The sequence below is a fragment of the Kovacikia sp. CALU 1929 genome, from assembly GCF_056784235.1.
This window is the reverse complement of sequence record NZ_JBXBCF010000045.1, coordinates 1-17,003: the sequence shown is the minus strand read 5'-3', so window position 1 is coordinate 17,003 and position 17,003 is coordinate 1. Positions and strand designations below refer to the sequence as shown.

The following is a 17,003-nucleotide window of genomic DNA, read 5'->3' as shown; positions in this document are numbered from 1 at the left end:
CGGCGACAGTCGCTTGACTACCGATTTGACAATATTGGGAAACGACGATAGCATCAGACAGAATTTTTTATTTGATAGGGGTCAGAATACTATTTTCTGACCCCTTTTTTCTTGTCTTAAGCTTTCTTTCAACACTTCTGGCTGTACACCAGTATTGGGATAGGCATCATCACTGGGTCCAAAGATTCGAGATAGCGCCCCGGAGAAGTACTGGATAACATCATCAAAGAATTTTGGCATACCCATAACATTTACCTCAAAGATCAATGATTAAACTTAGGCTCAACCACAGTGAAAGCCTATCCGAAAACTTCCTGAATTCAGTGCTGGGATTTGGCGGCTAAGGTTTTTGGATAAGTTTTAGGTGCTGAGTTCCAATACTCTAATTCCTCACACCTTGATTATGCCTAAATAACTAATAAATCTCTAATTTCCGAATCATTTATTTAAGTTTTATTTGAATGATTTGATGCTCCTTCATTCCACTTTACTTAAATCACAAAAGGCATCTTAACTGATTGTCAAAACATCTGGACTGATGCCCGGTAGCCCCTCTCCCTAGCCTTTCCCCAAGGGGTTGTGTGTATATACAACGTGTTTTAACCTCTTCCCCACCCCCTCCGAAGTAGAAAGAGGCTTTGAATCCACCCCCTTTCCTTGACAGCCAAGGATCTGGGTTTCATCAGCCCTTATTTTAATGAAAATCACCATAATTTCGCGGTGACGGCGATGGCGAAAATAGCTACCCTGAAAGCATTAAGGAGATTTTCGCTCCATAATCGAAGAAAATATTTGGTCTCATAGGGGAAGTTTGGCTTCCGAGTTTTGGTTTTTATGACTATAATTGGTGGTGCGATGGCGATAGTCTCTTTCCCCTTTGGCAACCGGCATTAACAATCTGAAGCCGGACTTCTCGCGATCGCCCGTGATCAGCAGCTATTTTCACTTTGGACGTTTCCATGATTGTCGAAGACCAGGAACTTACCCTATCTCCAGAGGACTACAGCTTGCTGACAGACCTCTACCAGCTTACGATGACTGCCTGTTATGTCGGGGAAGCGTTGGAGCAGCAGCCAGCCAGCTTTGAAATGATGGTACGTCGGTTGCCAGAGCGTTTTGGCTACCTGATTGCAATGGGGTTGGCACAGGTGCTGGACTATTTGGAGAAGTTTCGGTTTGGGCAAGAGCAGATAGAGGCATTGCGATCGACCGGAATTTTTACCAATGCGCCGGAACGATTCTGGTCTTTGCTGGCGGAGACTCGCTTTACAGGCGATGTCTGGGCAGTGCCAGAGGGAACAGCCGTTTTTGCCAATGAACCTTTGTTGCGGGTAGAGGCTCCCCTCTGGCAAGCTCAGGTGATTGAAACTTACTTACTGAATGCAATCAATTACCAAACTTTAATTGCCACTCGTGCTGCCCGTCTGCGAGATGCAGCGGGACTGGAAGCTACCCTATTTGAGTTTGGCACTCGACGCGCATTTGGTCCCCAGGCATCTCTGTGGGCGGCGCGGGCAGCACTGGCAGCCGGGTTAAATGCCACGTCAAATGTGCTGGCAGCCATCAAGCTAGGACGAAAACCAGTTGGTACAATGGCACACTCCCTGGTGATGGCACTGGCAGCAACCGAGGGCAGCGAGGCAGAAGCGTTTGATACCTTCCATCGTTACTTTCCCGGTGCTCCTCTATTAATTGACACCTACGATACGATCGCCGCCGCTAAGCAGCTTTCCCACAATCTCCAGACCAGCGAAACCCATCTGGCAGGGGTACGGATTGATTCCGGTGATCTGGCAGCTTTATCCAAACAGGTACGGCAACTGCTGCCTGACGTTCCTATCTTTGCCAGTGGCGATTTGGATGAGTTCAAAATTACTGAATTGAAAGCGGCTGGAGCCTGTATTGATGGTTATGGACTAGGCACCCAACTGGTCACAGGTCCTCCCGTCAATGGGGTTTACAAGCTGGTAGAGATCAACGGCATCCCAGTTATGAAGGAAGCCACGGGTAAAGTCACCTACCCTGGACGAAAACAAATTTTTCGTTGCTTTGAAGGGGGAGAGGTGCGGCAGGATTACCTGGGATTGATGGATGGTGAGGAGAGAGGAGAGAGGAGAGAGGGGTCGCCAGGAGAGGTTAGACCCTTGATGCAATTGGTGATGAAGCAGGGGCACCGAGTAGAGCCACCGGAGACTCTGGCACCAATTGCCCAGCGTACAGCCCAGTCCGTTGCCAGTCTGCCAGCCATCACCCGTCAGATACAGCAGCCGACCCCAATCCCAGTCGAACTTTCTGCCGCACTCCAAACCCTGATTCAGAAAACTCAGCATCGCTAGACTATGCTTAACGTCGCTCTTTTTGGCACCAGTGCTGACCCACCCACCGCCGGACACCAGGCGATTCTGGCATGGCTGGCTCAACGCTACGACTCTGTGGCGGTCTGGGCATCCGACAATCCCTTCAAGTCCCACCAGACCTCGTTGAATCATCGGATGGCAATGCTACAACTGCTGATTGACGATATTAAGCCGCCCCGACAAAACATCTGGCTTTACCCAGAACTCAGCCATTCCAGGACGTTCTACACCCTGGAAATTGCCCGCCAAATTTGGACCGATGCCCGGTTTGCGCTGGTGATTGGCTCCGACTTAATTTATCAACTCCCGAGTTGGTACCGGGCGGAAGAAATCCTGACCCAGGTTGATCTGCTGGTCGTACCTCGACCGGGGTACCCTTTGAGCCAATCAGCGCTGGCAGACTTGAGGCGCAGGGGAACCCAGGTGGCGATCGCGGATTTGATCGGTTTAGATACTTCCTCTACCGCTTACCGAGAAAAAGGAGACACCGAGGCACTCACCCCTCCTGTTGAGGCATACATCCACCAAGAGCACCTTTACCCATGTCAGGACACACTCAAAGAAAAACAGCCGACCCGGTAAATCGAAAAGCGCTTGCTGATTTCAAAGTAGGAGTGGACAATGTCATTTTCTCGGTCGATACCGACCAAAATCGCCTGCTGGTCTTGCTAGTCATGCGGCAGGAAGAACCTTTCTGGGGGCAATGGAGTTTTCCTGGTACGCTGGTACGTCAGGGAGAATCCCTGGAAGATGCTGCATACCGAATTCTGGCAGAGAAAATTCGGGCTAAAAACCTTTATTTAGAGCAGCTTTACACCTTTGGCGGACCAGACCGTGACCCGCGTGAAACCAGCTATGGTGTGCGGTATCTTTCGGTCAGCTACTTTGCTCTGGTCCGGTTTGCCGAAGCGGAACTGATTGCTGATGGTGTGAGCGGTATCGCCTGGTATCCCCTTGACCAGGTACCAGAATTAGCGTTTGATCACAACAAAATTCTGGAATACGGACATCGCCGCCTACGGAACAAGCTGGAGTACAGCCCCGTTGCCTTTGAAGTCTTGCCAGAACTCTTTACCCTGAATGACCTTTATCAGCTTTACACCACTGTTTTCGGTGAAAGCTTTTCAGACTATTCCAACTTCCGTTCCCGGCTCCTGAAACTGAGATTTTTAGAAGACACCGGGATCAAAGTTTCCAGGGGTGCCGGTCGTCCCGCCAGTCTTTACCGCTTTGATGCCAAAGCCTTTGCACCCCTGAAAGATAAACCATTGGTGTTTATGTAGTTATGAAAATTGCGATCGCCCAACTCAACCCAACCATCGGTGACCTGTCTGGCAACGCCCAACGAATTCTGGATGCTGCTCAACAGGCAGCAAACCAGGGAGCACGGCTATTGCTGACCCCAGAACTTTCCCTTTGCGGCTACCCACCCCGTGACCTGCTCATGCATCCAGGTTTTGTAGAGGCAATGAGAGAAACCCTGAACCAGTTAGCAAAAGACTTGCCTCCTCAACTGGCAGTATTAATCGGAATCGCCATTGTCAATGAAAAATCGTTGTTGGAAGGCGGCAAACCCCTGTTTAACAGCACCGCTCTCCTGGAGGGTGGTAACATCAACCAAATCTTCCACAAACATCTCCTTCCTACCTATGATGTGTTTGACGAAGGGCGGTACTTTGAACCGGGGTATCAGGCAAACCACTTTTGGCTGGAGCGGGAGAAGGGAGGAGAACCCCACACCCCCATCCACATCGGCGTTACCATTTGCGAGGACTTGTGGAACGACGAGGAATTTTGGGGCAAACGGACTTATCGGTTAAACCCGATCGCAGCCCTTGCAGAGATTGGTGTTGACCTGATCATTAATCTATCTGCCTCACCCTATACCGTCGGTAAGCAGCGACTACGCGAATCCATGCTGAGCCATACAGCAAAGCGATTTAATCACCCAGTTATCTATGTCAATCAGGTGGGCGGAAATGATGACCTGATTTTTGATGGCACCAGTGTTGTGTTTAACCGGCAAGGTGAACTGATCTGTCGCGCTTGTGCCTTTGAAACTGATCTGGTCATCGTGGAATACGATGAGCAAACCAAGAACCTGATACCTGCCCAACTGGACGGGATTGCGTCGTTACCAGAAGATGAAGATGCTGAAATCTGGTCAGCGCTGGTGCTGGGGGTACAGGACTATGCCCGCAAGTGTGGCTTTAGTAAAGCTGTCATCGGTTTGAGCGGCGGGATCGATTCTGCTCTGGTCGCCGCGATCGCCACCGCTGCCCTCGGTCCCGAGAATGTTCTGGGTATTCTGATGCCCTCTCCCTATAGTTCCGACCATTCCGTCAAAGACGCTCTAGCGCTGGCAGAAAACCTCGGAATTCAAACCCATACCCTGCCCATTGGTTCGCTGATGCAGGCATTTGACGCAACCCTTGCCGATGTCTTTGCAGGCAACGGGTTTGGCATTGCTGAGGAAAACATTCAGTCCCGTATTCGAGGCACCCTGTTAATGGGGATTTCCAATAAGTTTGGGCACCTGCTCCTGTCTACGGGCAATAAGTCTGAGATGGCAGTCGGCTACTGCACCCTGTATGGAGACATGAATGGGGGACTGGCAGCGATCGCCGATGTCCCCAAAAACCGGGTTTATTCGATCTGTAAGTGGCTCAACACGAACTTATTGCAGATTGCAGATTCTAGATCAGGCTCATCTCAAAATCCAAAATCCGAAATCATCCCTACCAACATTCTGACGAAAGCCCCCAGTGCCGAACTCAAACCCGGACAGGTCGATCAAGATTCCCTACCACCCTACGACATTCTGGACGATATCCTGGTTCGCCTCATTCATGACCACCAAACCCCTGACCAGATTGTTGCGGCTGGACACAATGCCCAAATTGTTAATAAAGTGGCTAAACTGGTTAGCCGTGCCGAATTCAAGCGCCGTCAGGCACCTCCTGTTTTGAAAGTCACCGATCGCGCCTTTGGCACAGGTTGGCGAATGCCGATCGCTTCCCGCTGGCTACCCAGTGCGCTGACTGAGGAATAGAGGGGTGGAGGAGTGGAGGGGTGGAGGGGTGAATGGAATGATCCATCTCCCCATCCCTCCCCAGCCCTACCTCTCCAGGCAGATAATCCCCTACCGCCTCATCAGGCTGGAAATTTTTACGGTAGAATTCTTCATGAAGTTCCTTTTCTGACGCTCTTTTAGACTCTAAGAAATAGGAGCGTTGCTGAACTGAAATAGGAACTTTCGTTTTAGGCTTTAGGCTATAACCGCACATTAGTAGAGAGAAGAACACATGGCATTTACACAGCCCCCCCTCCCCTTCCCTATGGATGCTCTAGAGCCATACGGCATGAAAGCCGAAACCTTTGAGTATCACTACGGCAAACACCACAAGGCTTATGTGGATAACCTGAATAAATTGACTGAAGGCAAAGACCTTGCCAACAAGTCCTTAGAGGAAGTGATTCAAACTTCCTTCAAAGATCCTGCTCTGACGGGTGTTTTCAACAATGCGGCTCAGGTTTGGAACCACACCTTTTTCTGGAATAGCTTAAAACCCGGTGGCGGTGGCACTCCCTCTGGTGAACTGGCAGACCGAATTGCTAAGGACTTTGGTAGCTTTGATAAGTTCAAAGAAGAGTTTTCCAACGCAGCAGCCACTCAATTTGGTAGCGGCTGGGCATGGCTGGTGGATGATGGCGGTAAATTGTCGGTGATGAAGACACCCAACGCCGAAAACCCCCTGGCTCATGGCAAAAAGGCTCTGTTGACCCTGGACGTTTGGGAACACGCCTACTACATCGACTACCGAAATGCTCGTCCCGCGTTTATCAAGAATTTCCTGGAAAACCTGGTGAATTGGGATTTTGTAACTGAAAACCTGGCTAAATAATCAGGCATCTATTTCCCATCATTAACTGATACCCCCTGAAAACAACCCACCGCTTTTCAGGGGGTTAAAATTTGCCCATATGGTTCAGATGTACTAAACTAGTAATACGATCGCCTTTTGGCTAATGGGGGCGATCGATTTTTTTTGCCATCTTTTTTGATCTTTTTGCCAGATAGACTGGGCATACTGCGTTCACGATTTTGGAATATATCAAGTCTTAAACCCATGCCGCGCTGTGATGACACCGTCTGACCTGGAAGAACTGGCAAGACAGGGAGATGAAGGGGCGATCGCCGCTCTCTTGGCTCAGGTTGTGCAGGAAAGGGGAATTACGGTCAAAGCCCACCAGCGAGAAGACTGCCTGCATATCCTCCTGGAAGCGGATTTGGTGCCTGACCAGGTAATTGCGGTTCGCCTCATCCGTAAGCGTTTGGCTGAACTAGATCTGGCAATTGCCCGCACAGTTAGAATTTACGGGCGATCGCAGGGAGAAACGAAACCCACCTGGACGGTGACCTTCGAGCTAGTCAAACCTCCAGGTTCAAAACCAGCATCAGGCAAACCAACGACCCAACCTTCGGTTCCCAAACCGTCTTCACCTGCCATCCGAAAATCGCTACCGGGGGCACCGATTTTCCAAATTGGGCAGTTTACCTACACCACAGGTGATCTGCAAAACCTGATCACTAAGCTCGACCCCATCAAAGTCTCATTTGTGATTGTGCTGGCTCTCTACGGGTTGTTTGGGTCATCAAGCTATACCGTGGATCGGTTTCTGGAAGGGGGCGATCGCATCATGATGTTTCTGCATGGTGTGAATCTCATTTTCCACGAGGCAGGGCATGTCATCTTTGCAATCTTTGGACGGTTTCTGCACATCCTGGGCGGGTCACTGATGCAGTTTTTAGTCCCTGCCGGAATTGCAGGCTATTTCTTCTTTCATCGGCAACTGTATGCCTGTGCTGTGACCCTCTGCTGGGCTGCTCAAAATCTCTGGGATGTTTCCATCTACATCAAAGATGCTCAGGAACGGGCGCTACCGCTATTGGGGGGTGAAGCTGTTTTGCACGACTGGCACTTTCTACTGCTGGACTTAAATCTGCTAACCAAGGATCAGGTGATTGGCAATCTAGTGTTCTGGATGGGAATGTTGCTGTATCTGGGGGCAATCGCGGCAGGCTTTTACTATTCACAAAATGAGCACCATCCCTCTGTAACCGAAGAATAGTGCAGATGCTTCCAAAAAATTAAAAATTGTATCTATTACTACAGAATGACGCATCCATTAATGGATGCGTCGTAAAATCAGTATCAAAAGATACGGTTTTTCATGCCATGAGCTTTGATTCAGATCTGGACTGGGAAGAAGCTTTTACCTATCGACCCGGACTGACCGTAGAGCTAAAAGCCAAACCGGGCACCTTTGACACGATCGCCCGCTATGAAGCGATGATGGTGCCTTCCATTTGGTTAGAGAATGACCCGGTTCCTCGCTATCCTCACGAGCTGTACGTGGTGTGCCCCTTACCCCGTACAGCATCCTCTGTTAAGTCCCATACTTGCACAGATGTAGCGCTTCCCTGTATAGCCAGTCTGCCTCAGTAACACCCTTGGGTAGGGGTGGGCAGTAGGCAGGGTAGGCATCTCTGCCCATTGGGCGAGACACCATTGTTTTTGGCATTTTCATCGTATTGGCGGTAGGAAATTCTTTGTCTGGTTCAACACTGCGATTGATAAGTTGGCTGGGAGAACTGGTTGAATTAACCTCCGGTGCAGAAGTCCGGTAAGTGGGAGAATTGGCGATCGCCTGGGAAGCCGACAGCAGCAGAATAGACACACTGGCAAATAATACACGGTTCATAGCTAGCCTCCGAAGGTAGGAATGGGATGGTAGGAATGGTGTCATAACCATCAGGTGCTGAACCAACGCTTCAGAGATCGCCTTGTGTCATTTCTGGTTGGTTTTGCACCTGGTTCTACATTCGGATGCCAACATTAACCGTTGCTGAGTCAGCCCTAATGAATTGATGAGGATAGATGGGTAATACCAATTCTCTTTGAAGCTGAACAGAAGAAAGCCTGGTAGACAAGGGGCTTAAGCCCCTTGTTAAGTGCAAACTCAGATTGAACTGGTATAAGTCCAAATGACAGCGGTTTTCAGACGAGTGCCCCACAGGCGATGCTTTTAGATGAATGCGAACCAATGGATTCGGTGTGGCATACACAAATGAAAATGGCTGTAGATCTGCTGGATTGGATGCCGCGGATTAAGCCATAAACTCGGATGATGCCACAATCATGGAGCCGATGCCAGAATCCGTAAATACCTCCAGCAGCAGGGAGTGGGGAATTCGCCCATCAATAATGTGGGCTGCGCAGACTCCCTGAGCCAGCGATCGCACACAGCAAGTCACCTTTGGAATCATGCCGCCAGCTACAATCCCAGTCTCAATCAACTGTCGGGCTTCCTGAATATCCAGTTTTGGAATCAGGGTTGATAAGTCCTTGAAGTCTCTTAGAATCCCAGCGGTATCGGTCAGCAGGATCAGCTTTTCTGCCCCCAGTGCCGCCGCAATTTCGCCAGCAACGGTGTCTGCATTGATGTTGTACGCCTGCCCAGTGTTGTCCGCCGCTACGCTAGAAACCACCGGAATATACCCACTATTGACGAGCGACTCCAGAATGCGGATATCCACGCTGGTCACTTCGCCCACAAAGCCAATCCCTTCCTGGTCTGCCGGACGTGCTCTAATCAGATTGGCATCTTTACCACACAACCCCACCGCTTTTCCGCCTGCCTGGTTGATCAGGGCAACCAGTTCTTTATTGACACGCCCCACCAGCACCATTTCCACCACATCCATCGTGGCGGCATCAGTCACCCGCAGCCCATTCTTAAACTGGGGTTCAATTCCCAGCTTATCTAACCAGGTGTTGATCTCAGGTCCACCCCCATGCACCACCACTGGACGAATGCCTACACAGGACATCAGCACCACATCCCGGATCACCTTATCTTTCAGGCTGCCATCCTTCATGGCAGCACCGCCATATTTGACGACAACCGTCTTTCCAGCTAATTGCTGAATATAAGGCAGGGCTTCGCTAAGAATCCGAACTCTTGTGGCTTCAGTTTCGTGGATGAACTCGTGGGTGGTAGTCATAAAGAGAAAATCAAAACATGCTGATACGCAGTGTAGAGGAAACTGCACCCATCAACACTCTCAATGGCAACAATTTTGCGATCGCCCCTAAATACAAGATCCCCGGCATCTTCAAGATGCCAGGGATCTGAAAGCTAGTTAACAGGTTTCAGGTGGATTACAGGGTTGACAACATGGACGGCAGGAAAAAGCCAACCACAATTGAGCCAATGCCCAAAACCAGCAGCCAGAAACGAGGATGGCTGGTGACATTCCACTTGCTGGGGCAATCCAGCTTCACCAGGTCAATCCAGGGCATAATGCCCCGCCGGAACCAGCCAACCACTGTAACTTCACGATTGACGAAACTGTCCGCCTGACTCATGCCAAACAGGAAGTTACCCAATGGACCAAAGCGCGACGTGTAGCGCAGATAAATCATGCCCGAAGAATCCTGCATCTTCAGGTCAGAGCCAAACTTGTAGCCCGCATCACCCCGACCAATCACAGTTCCAGCCAATTTCACGGCACGTCCCCGTAATGGGCTGGCATAGGGGTCGGACATGAGTGCTAAAACATCCGTCTCAGGGGCACGGTTGAAGTCGGGATACATGAAGACCATTTTCAGCAGAGTGCCCAATCCAAGGCCAATCAGTGCAGGCGAGAGAGCGATCCCCGGATTCTGATTGACAACGGCAAACGCTCCCCCAATTAACAGACCAACGACAGCCAGCACTTTGTCTGCCCAGAGGGCAAAGACATCAGTGGCGAAACTGCCGTACAGTTTCTTCTTGTTCAGGCTGCGTCCTTCGCGCATGACCACGCCCATGTCAAATTCCGTATCCAACCCAAGTTGTTCAGCGTAGGTGCTGAGGGCACGGACTCGTTTCCCTGTGAGGGGATGGGTAGAACTGAGTTCCATCCACCAAGCCCAGGGGTTAAACATATCCCACAGGAAGACTTTGCCAATTTTCTGTGGCTCTGAGGCAACCCGGTAAGCTGTGCCTGTGAATGCCGCCGACTTGGGATCGGCAATGCCCAGGGCACGAGTCCCCTGTAGCACTTTACTGGGTTCCTGACTCCGTTTGCCTTCTTCCAGAATGCCATAGGCAATTTTGACCAGGGCGCGAGACAGTCCATTCGGGTTTCCGGTGACTTCAGCCGCGAAGTGATCCGCGTAATACTCCCGTGTACGAGATAGATAGAGCAACAGATACTCACCCACGACGTAAAACACATACGCCATGATGGTAATGCCACGGGCACTGGTTTTGACCTGATCGTTATCGACCTTATCGGCGATCGCGTCGATGTAGACGTAGAGGAGGTAGGCAATCTGCACCAGAGTCGATGCCAGGGTCATCACTGCAAAGTCCCAGTGGACAATATGCCCTAGCTCATGGGCATAGACGGTGGCAATTTCGTCATCATCCAGGTAGGTAAATAAGCCCTTACTAACCACCAGTCGGGCGCTATTGGGGAGAGCGCCGTAGGTAAAGGCAGTAGGGTTCTGGTCTTCAATCATCCCCAGACGAGGTTGCTTAAGTTTCTTCTGCTGGCAAATCTCCCGCAGGATTCTGCCAGTCTCAGGGCTATAGCGCTCCACTTCGGAGAGAGACATCCAGCGCGTGCCATACAGCCAGCCCTGGATCAAATCCATAATCAAAGGCGAGATGAAGAAGATGGCAGCATTGGCGACAAGGGTAAGGATGACGGCGATCGCAAATCCCAATGTCGGGTTCTCGCTTTCCACAATCAGCATCAGGCTGAGGAACAGCACTAGAATCATCCCAAACAGCAGGGAAATTGTGACTCCGGATGCCATTGACAGACTGGCAGCAACTCCCTTCATGGGTAGCTTGACCCCGCGCCGATCCGATCTACCTGCCTTGGGAATAGAGTTGTTCGCGGTTGGGGGAGCGGTACCTTTGGCATTTCTGGCAAAGGATGGACTGTTAGAGGAATTGGTAACCGATGCTCCATTGGATTCAGCTACTTCAGCCTCTTCCTGCGGATCCTCAGCCGGAACCATCGTCAGAAGAAACTGCTTTGCCCAAATGTGGACATATTCCTTTTCGCTATTCAGCAGTTCCCGACAGAGGGCGATCGCTGGTTCAGTCTGTTCGTCACCTTTGTACGCCTTGACCAGCCACATCTGTGCCTGAGCGTAGTTGCTCTCACCTGGACTGGTGCCCTGACAGTACTGCTCCAGGTGATTCACCGCATCGTCAAACCGCTGGGTTTTGAGTGCCTGATTGCCAGCCTTCAGTAGTTCAGCAGAGCGCTCTGGAGACAGAAGATCTTGGGGCGAAGGGGGAGGAATCACAGAGGCTGGTGCTGCCTCAGTGTTGGTCGGTTGAATGGTTGGACTGTCTGCATCAGCCTGGGATGTGGTTTCAGGAGTAGAGAGTGTAGACAGCGTGCGCTGTGCCCACTCCCGTACCTGGGCATGTTCACAGGTTGCCATTTCCTGGCAGAGGGCGATCGCCTTTGCCGATTGCCCACTTTCCTGATAAGCCCTGACCAGATACATCTGAGCTTGAAAGAATTCTTTAGAGCGACGACTGGACTGACTTCGACAAAATGCCTCAAATGCCTGAACTGCCTCCGGATAACGCTTCTGTTTCAAAGCATTCACCCCAGATTGCAGCAAACCCGAAGGGGAAGACATAGAATCTCTCTCCTGACTGATGAGTGAACGAATTCAGGGGGCTGGTTTAAGAATTCCCTGGATTCAAAGTTATTTATCAACTTCAGTCTGGAGGAGGATGTTTCAGGAATAGAACAACAAATGCGGTGTTGGAAGTCTTGTCTCCGTTTGAACGGTTATTTCCGTTAACGCCAAACCAGTCGTCAGACTCCGGCTGAGAATGGATTGCCAATTCAAGCTTTGCATACGCTCTGGCTGTGATCGGTTCATGCAAACTCTCTGAGGCAGAACAATATCCAGGAAATTTCAAAAAAATTGAGCATGCAGTGCATAACTCCCAAAAGCGGACCGAAAGAGTAGATAGGGAATCAAACGAGCTAAAACAACTCGACCGCCCCCAACGAGTCAACCCTCTGGTTGCTCTGCTTATTCACTACTCTTCAAGGAGACCCCCAATGCAAGCTTTAAAATCTTTCACAACGTTAACCACCCTGGCTGTCATGTTGACAGGAAATGCTGCGATCGCTGGACGGGCGCTGTCATTTGAACCCGACTATGACGAACCAGTACAAGCGGGTTTACAAGTAGCACAATCAGGTTTGCAAATTGACCTACGCTTTGGCGGTCAACATTCTGGGAACCCAGGATATCAGAATCCATACCAACCTGGTTACGGTGGAAACCCATCCCCCCACCGTTCCAGCCGAGTTCAGAACCTGAATATTCGGCTTGACCAGAGAACTACGCTGTTCTATAACTCCAGGGAAGGTTCGGGAACGTTTTCCGACAGCCGCAATGGACAGGTTATCACCAAACTCGATGGCTGGCGCAAAGGCTGGAATTCGATTGTCTCCCTGGGCAACAATATGCTGCTGTTCTACGAACGCCAGACTGGAGAAGGTGCAGTTTACCGCGCTGTGCCTCGCCGAGGAGAGTTCACTCTGCTCAAACTCTATCCCAGTTGGCGCAAGAGTTGGAGAAAGGTCTTTTCACCTACTCCCAACGTAGTCAAGTTTGTTGACTTTAGTGGTGAAACGGTAACCTTCCGAGTGGACAACGCAGGTCAGTTTTATCAGCAGTAAGCCATCCGGCAGTTGTTTGAATTTGTCTTGGACATCTTCACTCAATTGCCTCTTTAAAGAAATTACACCCAGTGTAGGAGCCATCTATGCCCCTGCACTGGGTATTTTAGGAGTTTGTTTCAAAAGAACCAGTGTCATGCTGAACGAATGACCCTTCGACCGCAGACGAGGTTACACAACAACGCTTAACCGCTTAATTTCCCGCTTTGTAGCATATTCCCAGTTCCATACCCCAGGTATTTTGGGTTGTCAGATGCTCTTAGGAGATTTCTAAGAAAAAAGGAGGCGTTGCTGGATTGAAGTATGAATCATGGCGGAACTGGAACATCCCAGAATTTCAGATAGTGAAGTAGCAATTGAACGGAGTGTCCTAGCATCTTCACTGACTTTAAATAACCCAATATCTTACGATGCAGTCGAGCCAGATCATATCTGAATGAACTCATCAGGGTAGCCTTGCGGAGGGTCAGAGAGGTCAATCAATTGGCGATCACAATCAACACAGATGTGATTTCGCTGACCTCTTTTCTTGCCATTCTTACGGATATGAGTGGAGCCGCATTCAGTCCATTGCATGAAAATCTCCCTAATTCATACATCCATTCTGCAACGCCCTTTTTCTTGACACCTACTACCGTTCGGCTGATGCTACTTCCCACTCCAGTGAACAAAACGTTTTTCCAGCAGCAGAAACAGCGCATTTAGAAAATAGCCCAGGAAACCTGTAATCAAAATCGAGGCATACATATCCTGGACATTCAAGATCTGCTGGGCATCAATAATGCGTTTGCCAAGCCCCTGTTCTGTACCAATGAACATCTCAGCCACAATGACAATTACCAGGGCAATACTGATGCCACTTCGCAGCCCAATAAAGGTTTGGGGCAAACTTTCCAGCAACAACACATCTTTGAAGATTTGCCAGCGGTTCGCACCCATGACTTTTGCTGCCAGAATTCGCGATCGCCTCGCGTTAATCACTCCATAAGCACTATTAAACACAATCAATAGGAAGGCACTGAAGGCAGCAATAATCACTTTAGAAATATCACTGACTCCAAAAAACAAAATAAACATGGGAATTAAAGCACTGGCAGGGGTTGAGCGGAAAAAATCAATCAGAAATTCAACGCTACGGTAGAGTTTTTCAGAACTGCCCAAGGCTACACCGATTGGAACTCCCACAATGGCTGCCATCAAAAAAGCTTCAAACGTCCTCACTACAGTGGCAGTGAAATCAGGCAGCATGTTACCTGTAAAGGTCGCTTTGATCAGAGCCGCCAGGGTCGCCAGCGGCGTTGGCAACAACACCGGATTGACCAGACCCGAAACCGAAATCAGCCACCAGCAGCCAAACAGCGCCAAAACGCCAACCAGGGGCAGCAGTTTATCAATCGTTGCAGAGAACTTCTGGGAGCGAATTCGGCGGGAAGAACCAGGTAAGGCGCGAGTGATCATTTTCTCATCTCCTGACGAAAGATTTCCAGGCAATAGCGGCTGACTTCAATGAATTCTGGGGAAGAGAGCGTCTCCAGGGTGCGGGGACGGGGCGCTGCAAATGGTACGGCTTCAACCAGATGGGTGGGACGTTTGCTCAGCAGCAGAATCGTATCTGCCAGGTAAACAGCCTCCTCCAGGTTGTGCACCACCATCAGCATGGGAATAGACGTTGCCATGAAAATTTCCTGGAGCTTTTCCCGGACAAACAGGGTCATCTCAAAGTCCAGGGCAGAAAAGGGTTCATCCAGAAACAGCACCTCCGGGTCAGCGACCAGTGCCCGCAGGATGGAAATTAACTGCTGCTGTCCCCCAGAAAAGTTGTAAGGATAGCGCTTCAGGTCTAAACGAATGTTGAACAGGTCAATCATACGCTCGACGCGATCGCGGCACTCCCGCTCTGGCACTCCCTTAATCCGCAAGGGATAAGCAATATTGTCATAGGCACTCAGCCAGGGAAACATGGAGTCCCGGTAGTTCTGAAACACATAGCCAATCCGGGCACGCCGAATCGGCTTACCATGAATGAACACCTGTCCCCCATCAAAGGGCATCAAGCCACTGATCATATTAATCAGCGTTGACTTGCCACAACCATTGGGACCAAAGATCGACACCAACTGGTTATTCGCCAGATCCAGGCTGAAATTGTCATACAGCACCAGATCACCAAAGGACTTGCACAGACCCTCCACCGAAATAAAATGCTCCGGCGGAGCAATCTTTTGGTTGACATTCAACTCCTGCATCATTTAGCTTCCCCTAGAACAAACTAACTTTCCGTAGCTACCCGACACCTCACACCTGGCACCTGACACCTGACACCTACGCCTTATAAAGCAACCCATTGACATCAATTGAGCGCGAAAACACCCCTTTTTGGGTCATAAAGTCAAAGAACTTCTGGAAATAGTCCACATCGTCAGGCTTAAACTCGTCATAGACCGTATAGGCAACCAGGGGCACTTTTTCAACCAGATCCCCTTCAATAGCGGTATAGCCAACCATGTACTTGCGACATGCATCCGGATCATTGCGAATGTCTTGAATGGCGCGACGGTATGCCTCGATATAGGTTTTTGTGGCAGCGGGATATTGCTCAACAAATTTGGTACTGAGGGCAGCAGAACCGCCAAACCAGGGTGCCAGAGGACTACCCAAAATGTACTTGGCAACCACACCGTTCTCTAGAATGCGCGTGATGCCTTTCATACTGCCAACGGTTCCGGTCGGTTCTAATGTGTAAGCGGCATCAATTTGACCTGATGCGATCGCCCCTACATGCTGCTTAATATCCAATTGAGTCAACTGCGGATCCTGAATTCCGGCATTTTCTAAAATGCCCTGAGCCATTGCCAAATTTTGTGCCCCTGGTCCGGTCGCCACCTTCTTCCCTTGCAAATCAGCCACGGTTTTAATCGGGCTGTCCTTCGCAACAATAATTTGCTCCAGAATGTTCTTGGAGTTACTGGGATTGGAAGCAAAAATCTTAAACAGCCCTGGGGAGGTAATTTCTGCCAGACCCAATGCGCCACTGGCAACCCCATTTCCAGTTCCTTGCAACCGTCCGGCAATCAACGCTTCGGCAACCTGGTTTGCGGAGGCAAATTTGACCGCTTCCACCTCCAATCCTGCGTCCTTGAAATACCCTTTCTCAACTGCCAAAAACAACGGTAAACCCGCCGCTACAGGCCAAAATCCAATCGAAATTTTCCCCGGATTGCTGTTCCCTTCGGTGCCACCACTCTGGGTATTCGACTGGGTACAGCCGTGGGCAGCGACAGCTAAAGTAGCACCCGCACTCAACTGAAGAAAATGGCGTCTACGAATCTTCATAAATTTTTCCCCATAACAGGACTGAGTTGGAGTAGAATTGCATCAATCGCTACAGAATCAGAATTAGACTTGATCTGCGAACTAGACTTGATCAGATTGATACTTCCGCAATCCATCAAGATTTGAGAATCAAATGTACAGAGTGGAAGTGCAGTTTATGGGGAAAATTTGGTGGAGAAATCGTGGAGAATGTCACGAACTCCTCACTGGTTTTTGAAAAGGTAAAATTGCATGGGGGATCTCATTGGAGACTTAACCCCCAATCAAATTGGAAATTTATTGATCAAAAAAATCCATTTGCCTGCGCATCAACAAAAGCAAAGTGCTGCAAGACCTGCACTAAAACCAGTGCGATCGCCCCTTTCCCCATAGGTTCGGTTGAAGCATGAAGCTTGCTTCTCATACCAATTTAAACAGTATTCAGGGCAGATAGGGCATCGAGAATAAATGCATACCCTGTGATGGAAGCAATTAGCTCAGGAGTTAACTGAGCAATCAGTTGATCAACTTTAAGTTGGAGTTGGTCGAGTGTT

At 49.8% G+C, this 17,003-nt stretch carries 15 protein-coding genes; 8 read left to right on the top strand and 7 right to left on the bottom strand.

Annotated elements, in window-relative coordinates:
- Positions 1-959: 959 nt before the first annotated feature.
- The 7 genes from AC1S52_RS03575 to AC1S52_RS03545 all read left to right on the top strand — a co-directional run bounded on the left by AC1S52_RS03575 (position 960) and on the right by AC1S52_RS03545 (position 7,867).
- A complete protein-coding gene (locus tag AC1S52_RS03575; protein ID WP_482027666.1) occupies positions 960-2,336 on the top strand; it encodes a nicotinate phosphoribosyltransferase in 1,377 nt (458 codons plus the stop codon).
- Positions 2,337-2,339: 3 nt separating this feature from the next.
- A complete protein-coding gene (locus AC1S52_RS03570; RefSeq protein ID WP_482027665.1) occupies positions 2,340-2,939 on the top strand; it encodes a nicotinate-nucleotide adenylyltransferase in 600 nt (199 codons plus the stop codon).
- Positions 2,900-3,640 carry an NUDIX hydrolase gene (locus tag AC1S52_RS03565; RefSeq protein ID WP_482027664.1) on the top strand — a complete coding sequence of 247 codons (741 nt, stop codon included), beginning with the start codon at positions 2,900-2,902 and terminating at the stop codon, positions 3,638-3,640. Before AC1S52_RS03570 ends, AC1S52_RS03565 begins: the two co-directional genes overlap by 40 nt.
- A gap of 2 nt (positions 3,641-3,642) precedes the next feature.
- Complete coding sequence (locus tag AC1S52_RS03560; protein ID WP_482027663.1) at positions 3,643-5,409, top strand: NAD+ synthase; 1,767 nt, start codon at positions 3,643-3,645, stop codon at positions 5,407-5,409.
- 253 nt (positions 5,410-5,662) lie between these two features.
- Positions 5,663-6,262 (top strand): superoxide dismutase [Fe], encoded by a 600-nt coding sequence (gene sodB, locus AC1S52_RS03555; RefSeq protein WP_482027662.1) that lies wholly within the window; start codon positions 5,663-5,665, stop codon positions 6,260-6,262.
- Between the two features lie 238 nt (positions 6,263-6,500).
- Positions 6,501-7,490 (top strand): hypothetical protein, encoded by a 990-nt coding sequence (locus AC1S52_RS03550; RefSeq protein ID WP_482027661.1) that lies wholly within the window; start codon positions 6,501-6,503, stop codon positions 7,488-7,490.
- A gap of 107 nt (positions 7,491-7,597) precedes the next feature.
- The gene (locus AC1S52_RS03545) at positions 7,598-7,867 is read left to right on the top strand and encodes a hypothetical protein (RefSeq protein ID WP_482027660.1); all 270 of its coding nucleotides are present in this window, start codon (positions 7,598-7,600) and stop codon (positions 7,865-7,867) included.
- Here AC1S52_RS03545 and AC1S52_RS03540 read toward each other — a convergent pair.
- From AC1S52_RS03540 to AC1S52_RS03530, 3 genes are all read right to left on the bottom strand, one after another.
- Positions 7,809-8,123, bottom strand: a complete 315-nt coding sequence (locus tag AC1S52_RS03540; protein WP_482027659.1) for a hypothetical protein — start codon at positions 8,121-8,123, stop codon at positions 7,809-7,811. The two genes, AC1S52_RS03545 and AC1S52_RS03540, sit on opposite strands and share 59 nt — an antisense overlap.
- 406 nt (positions 8,124-8,529) lie before the next feature.
- A complete protein-coding gene (argB, locus tag AC1S52_RS03535) occupies positions 8,530-9,426 on the bottom strand; it encodes an acetylglutamate kinase (RefSeq protein ID WP_482027658.1) in 897 nt (298 codons plus the stop codon).
- Positions 9,427-9,583: 157 nt separating this feature from the next.
- A complete protein-coding gene (locus tag AC1S52_RS03530) occupies positions 9,584-12,076 on the bottom strand; it encodes a M48 family metalloprotease (RefSeq protein WP_482027657.1) in 2,493 nt (830 codons plus the stop codon).
- A 434-nt stretch (positions 12,077-12,510) separates the two neighbouring features.
- On the opposite strand from AC1S52_RS03530, the gene AC1S52_RS03525 reads away from it, so the two are divergent.
- The gene (locus AC1S52_RS03525) at positions 12,511-13,137 is read left to right on the top strand and encodes a hypothetical protein (RefSeq protein ID WP_482027656.1); all 627 of its coding nucleotides are present in this window, start codon (positions 12,511-12,513) and stop codon (positions 13,135-13,137) included.
- A 426-nt stretch (positions 13,138-13,563) separates the two neighbouring features.
- Here AC1S52_RS03525 and AC1S52_RS03520 read toward each other — a convergent pair whose 3' ends face one another.
- The 4 genes from AC1S52_RS03520 to AC1S52_RS03505 all read right to left on the bottom strand — a co-directional run bounded on the left by AC1S52_RS03520 (position 13,564) and on the right by AC1S52_RS03505 (position 16,470).
- Entirely contained in the window at positions 13,564-13,713 is a 150-nt protein-coding gene (locus AC1S52_RS03520; RefSeq protein ID WP_482027655.1) for an IS1/IS1595 family N-terminal zinc-binding domain-containing protein, read from the bottom strand.
- Positions 13,714-13,785: 72 nt separating this feature from the next.
- The gene (locus AC1S52_RS03515) at positions 13,786-14,595 is read right to left on the bottom strand and encodes an ABC transporter permease (protein ID WP_482027654.1); all 810 of its coding nucleotides are present in this window, start codon (positions 14,593-14,595) and stop codon (positions 13,786-13,788) included.
- Complete coding sequence (locus AC1S52_RS03510; protein WP_482027653.1) at positions 14,592-15,386, bottom strand: ABC transporter ATP-binding protein; 795 nt, start codon at positions 15,384-15,386, stop codon at positions 14,592-14,594. Before AC1S52_RS03510 ends, AC1S52_RS03515 begins: the two co-directional genes overlap by 4 nt.
- Positions 15,387-15,459: 73 nt before the next feature.
- Positions 15,460-16,470, bottom strand: a complete 1,011-nt coding sequence (locus tag AC1S52_RS03505; protein ID WP_482027652.1) for an ABC transporter substrate-binding protein — start codon at positions 16,468-16,470, stop codon at positions 15,460-15,462.
- Positions 16,471-17,003 lie beyond the last annotated feature (533 nt).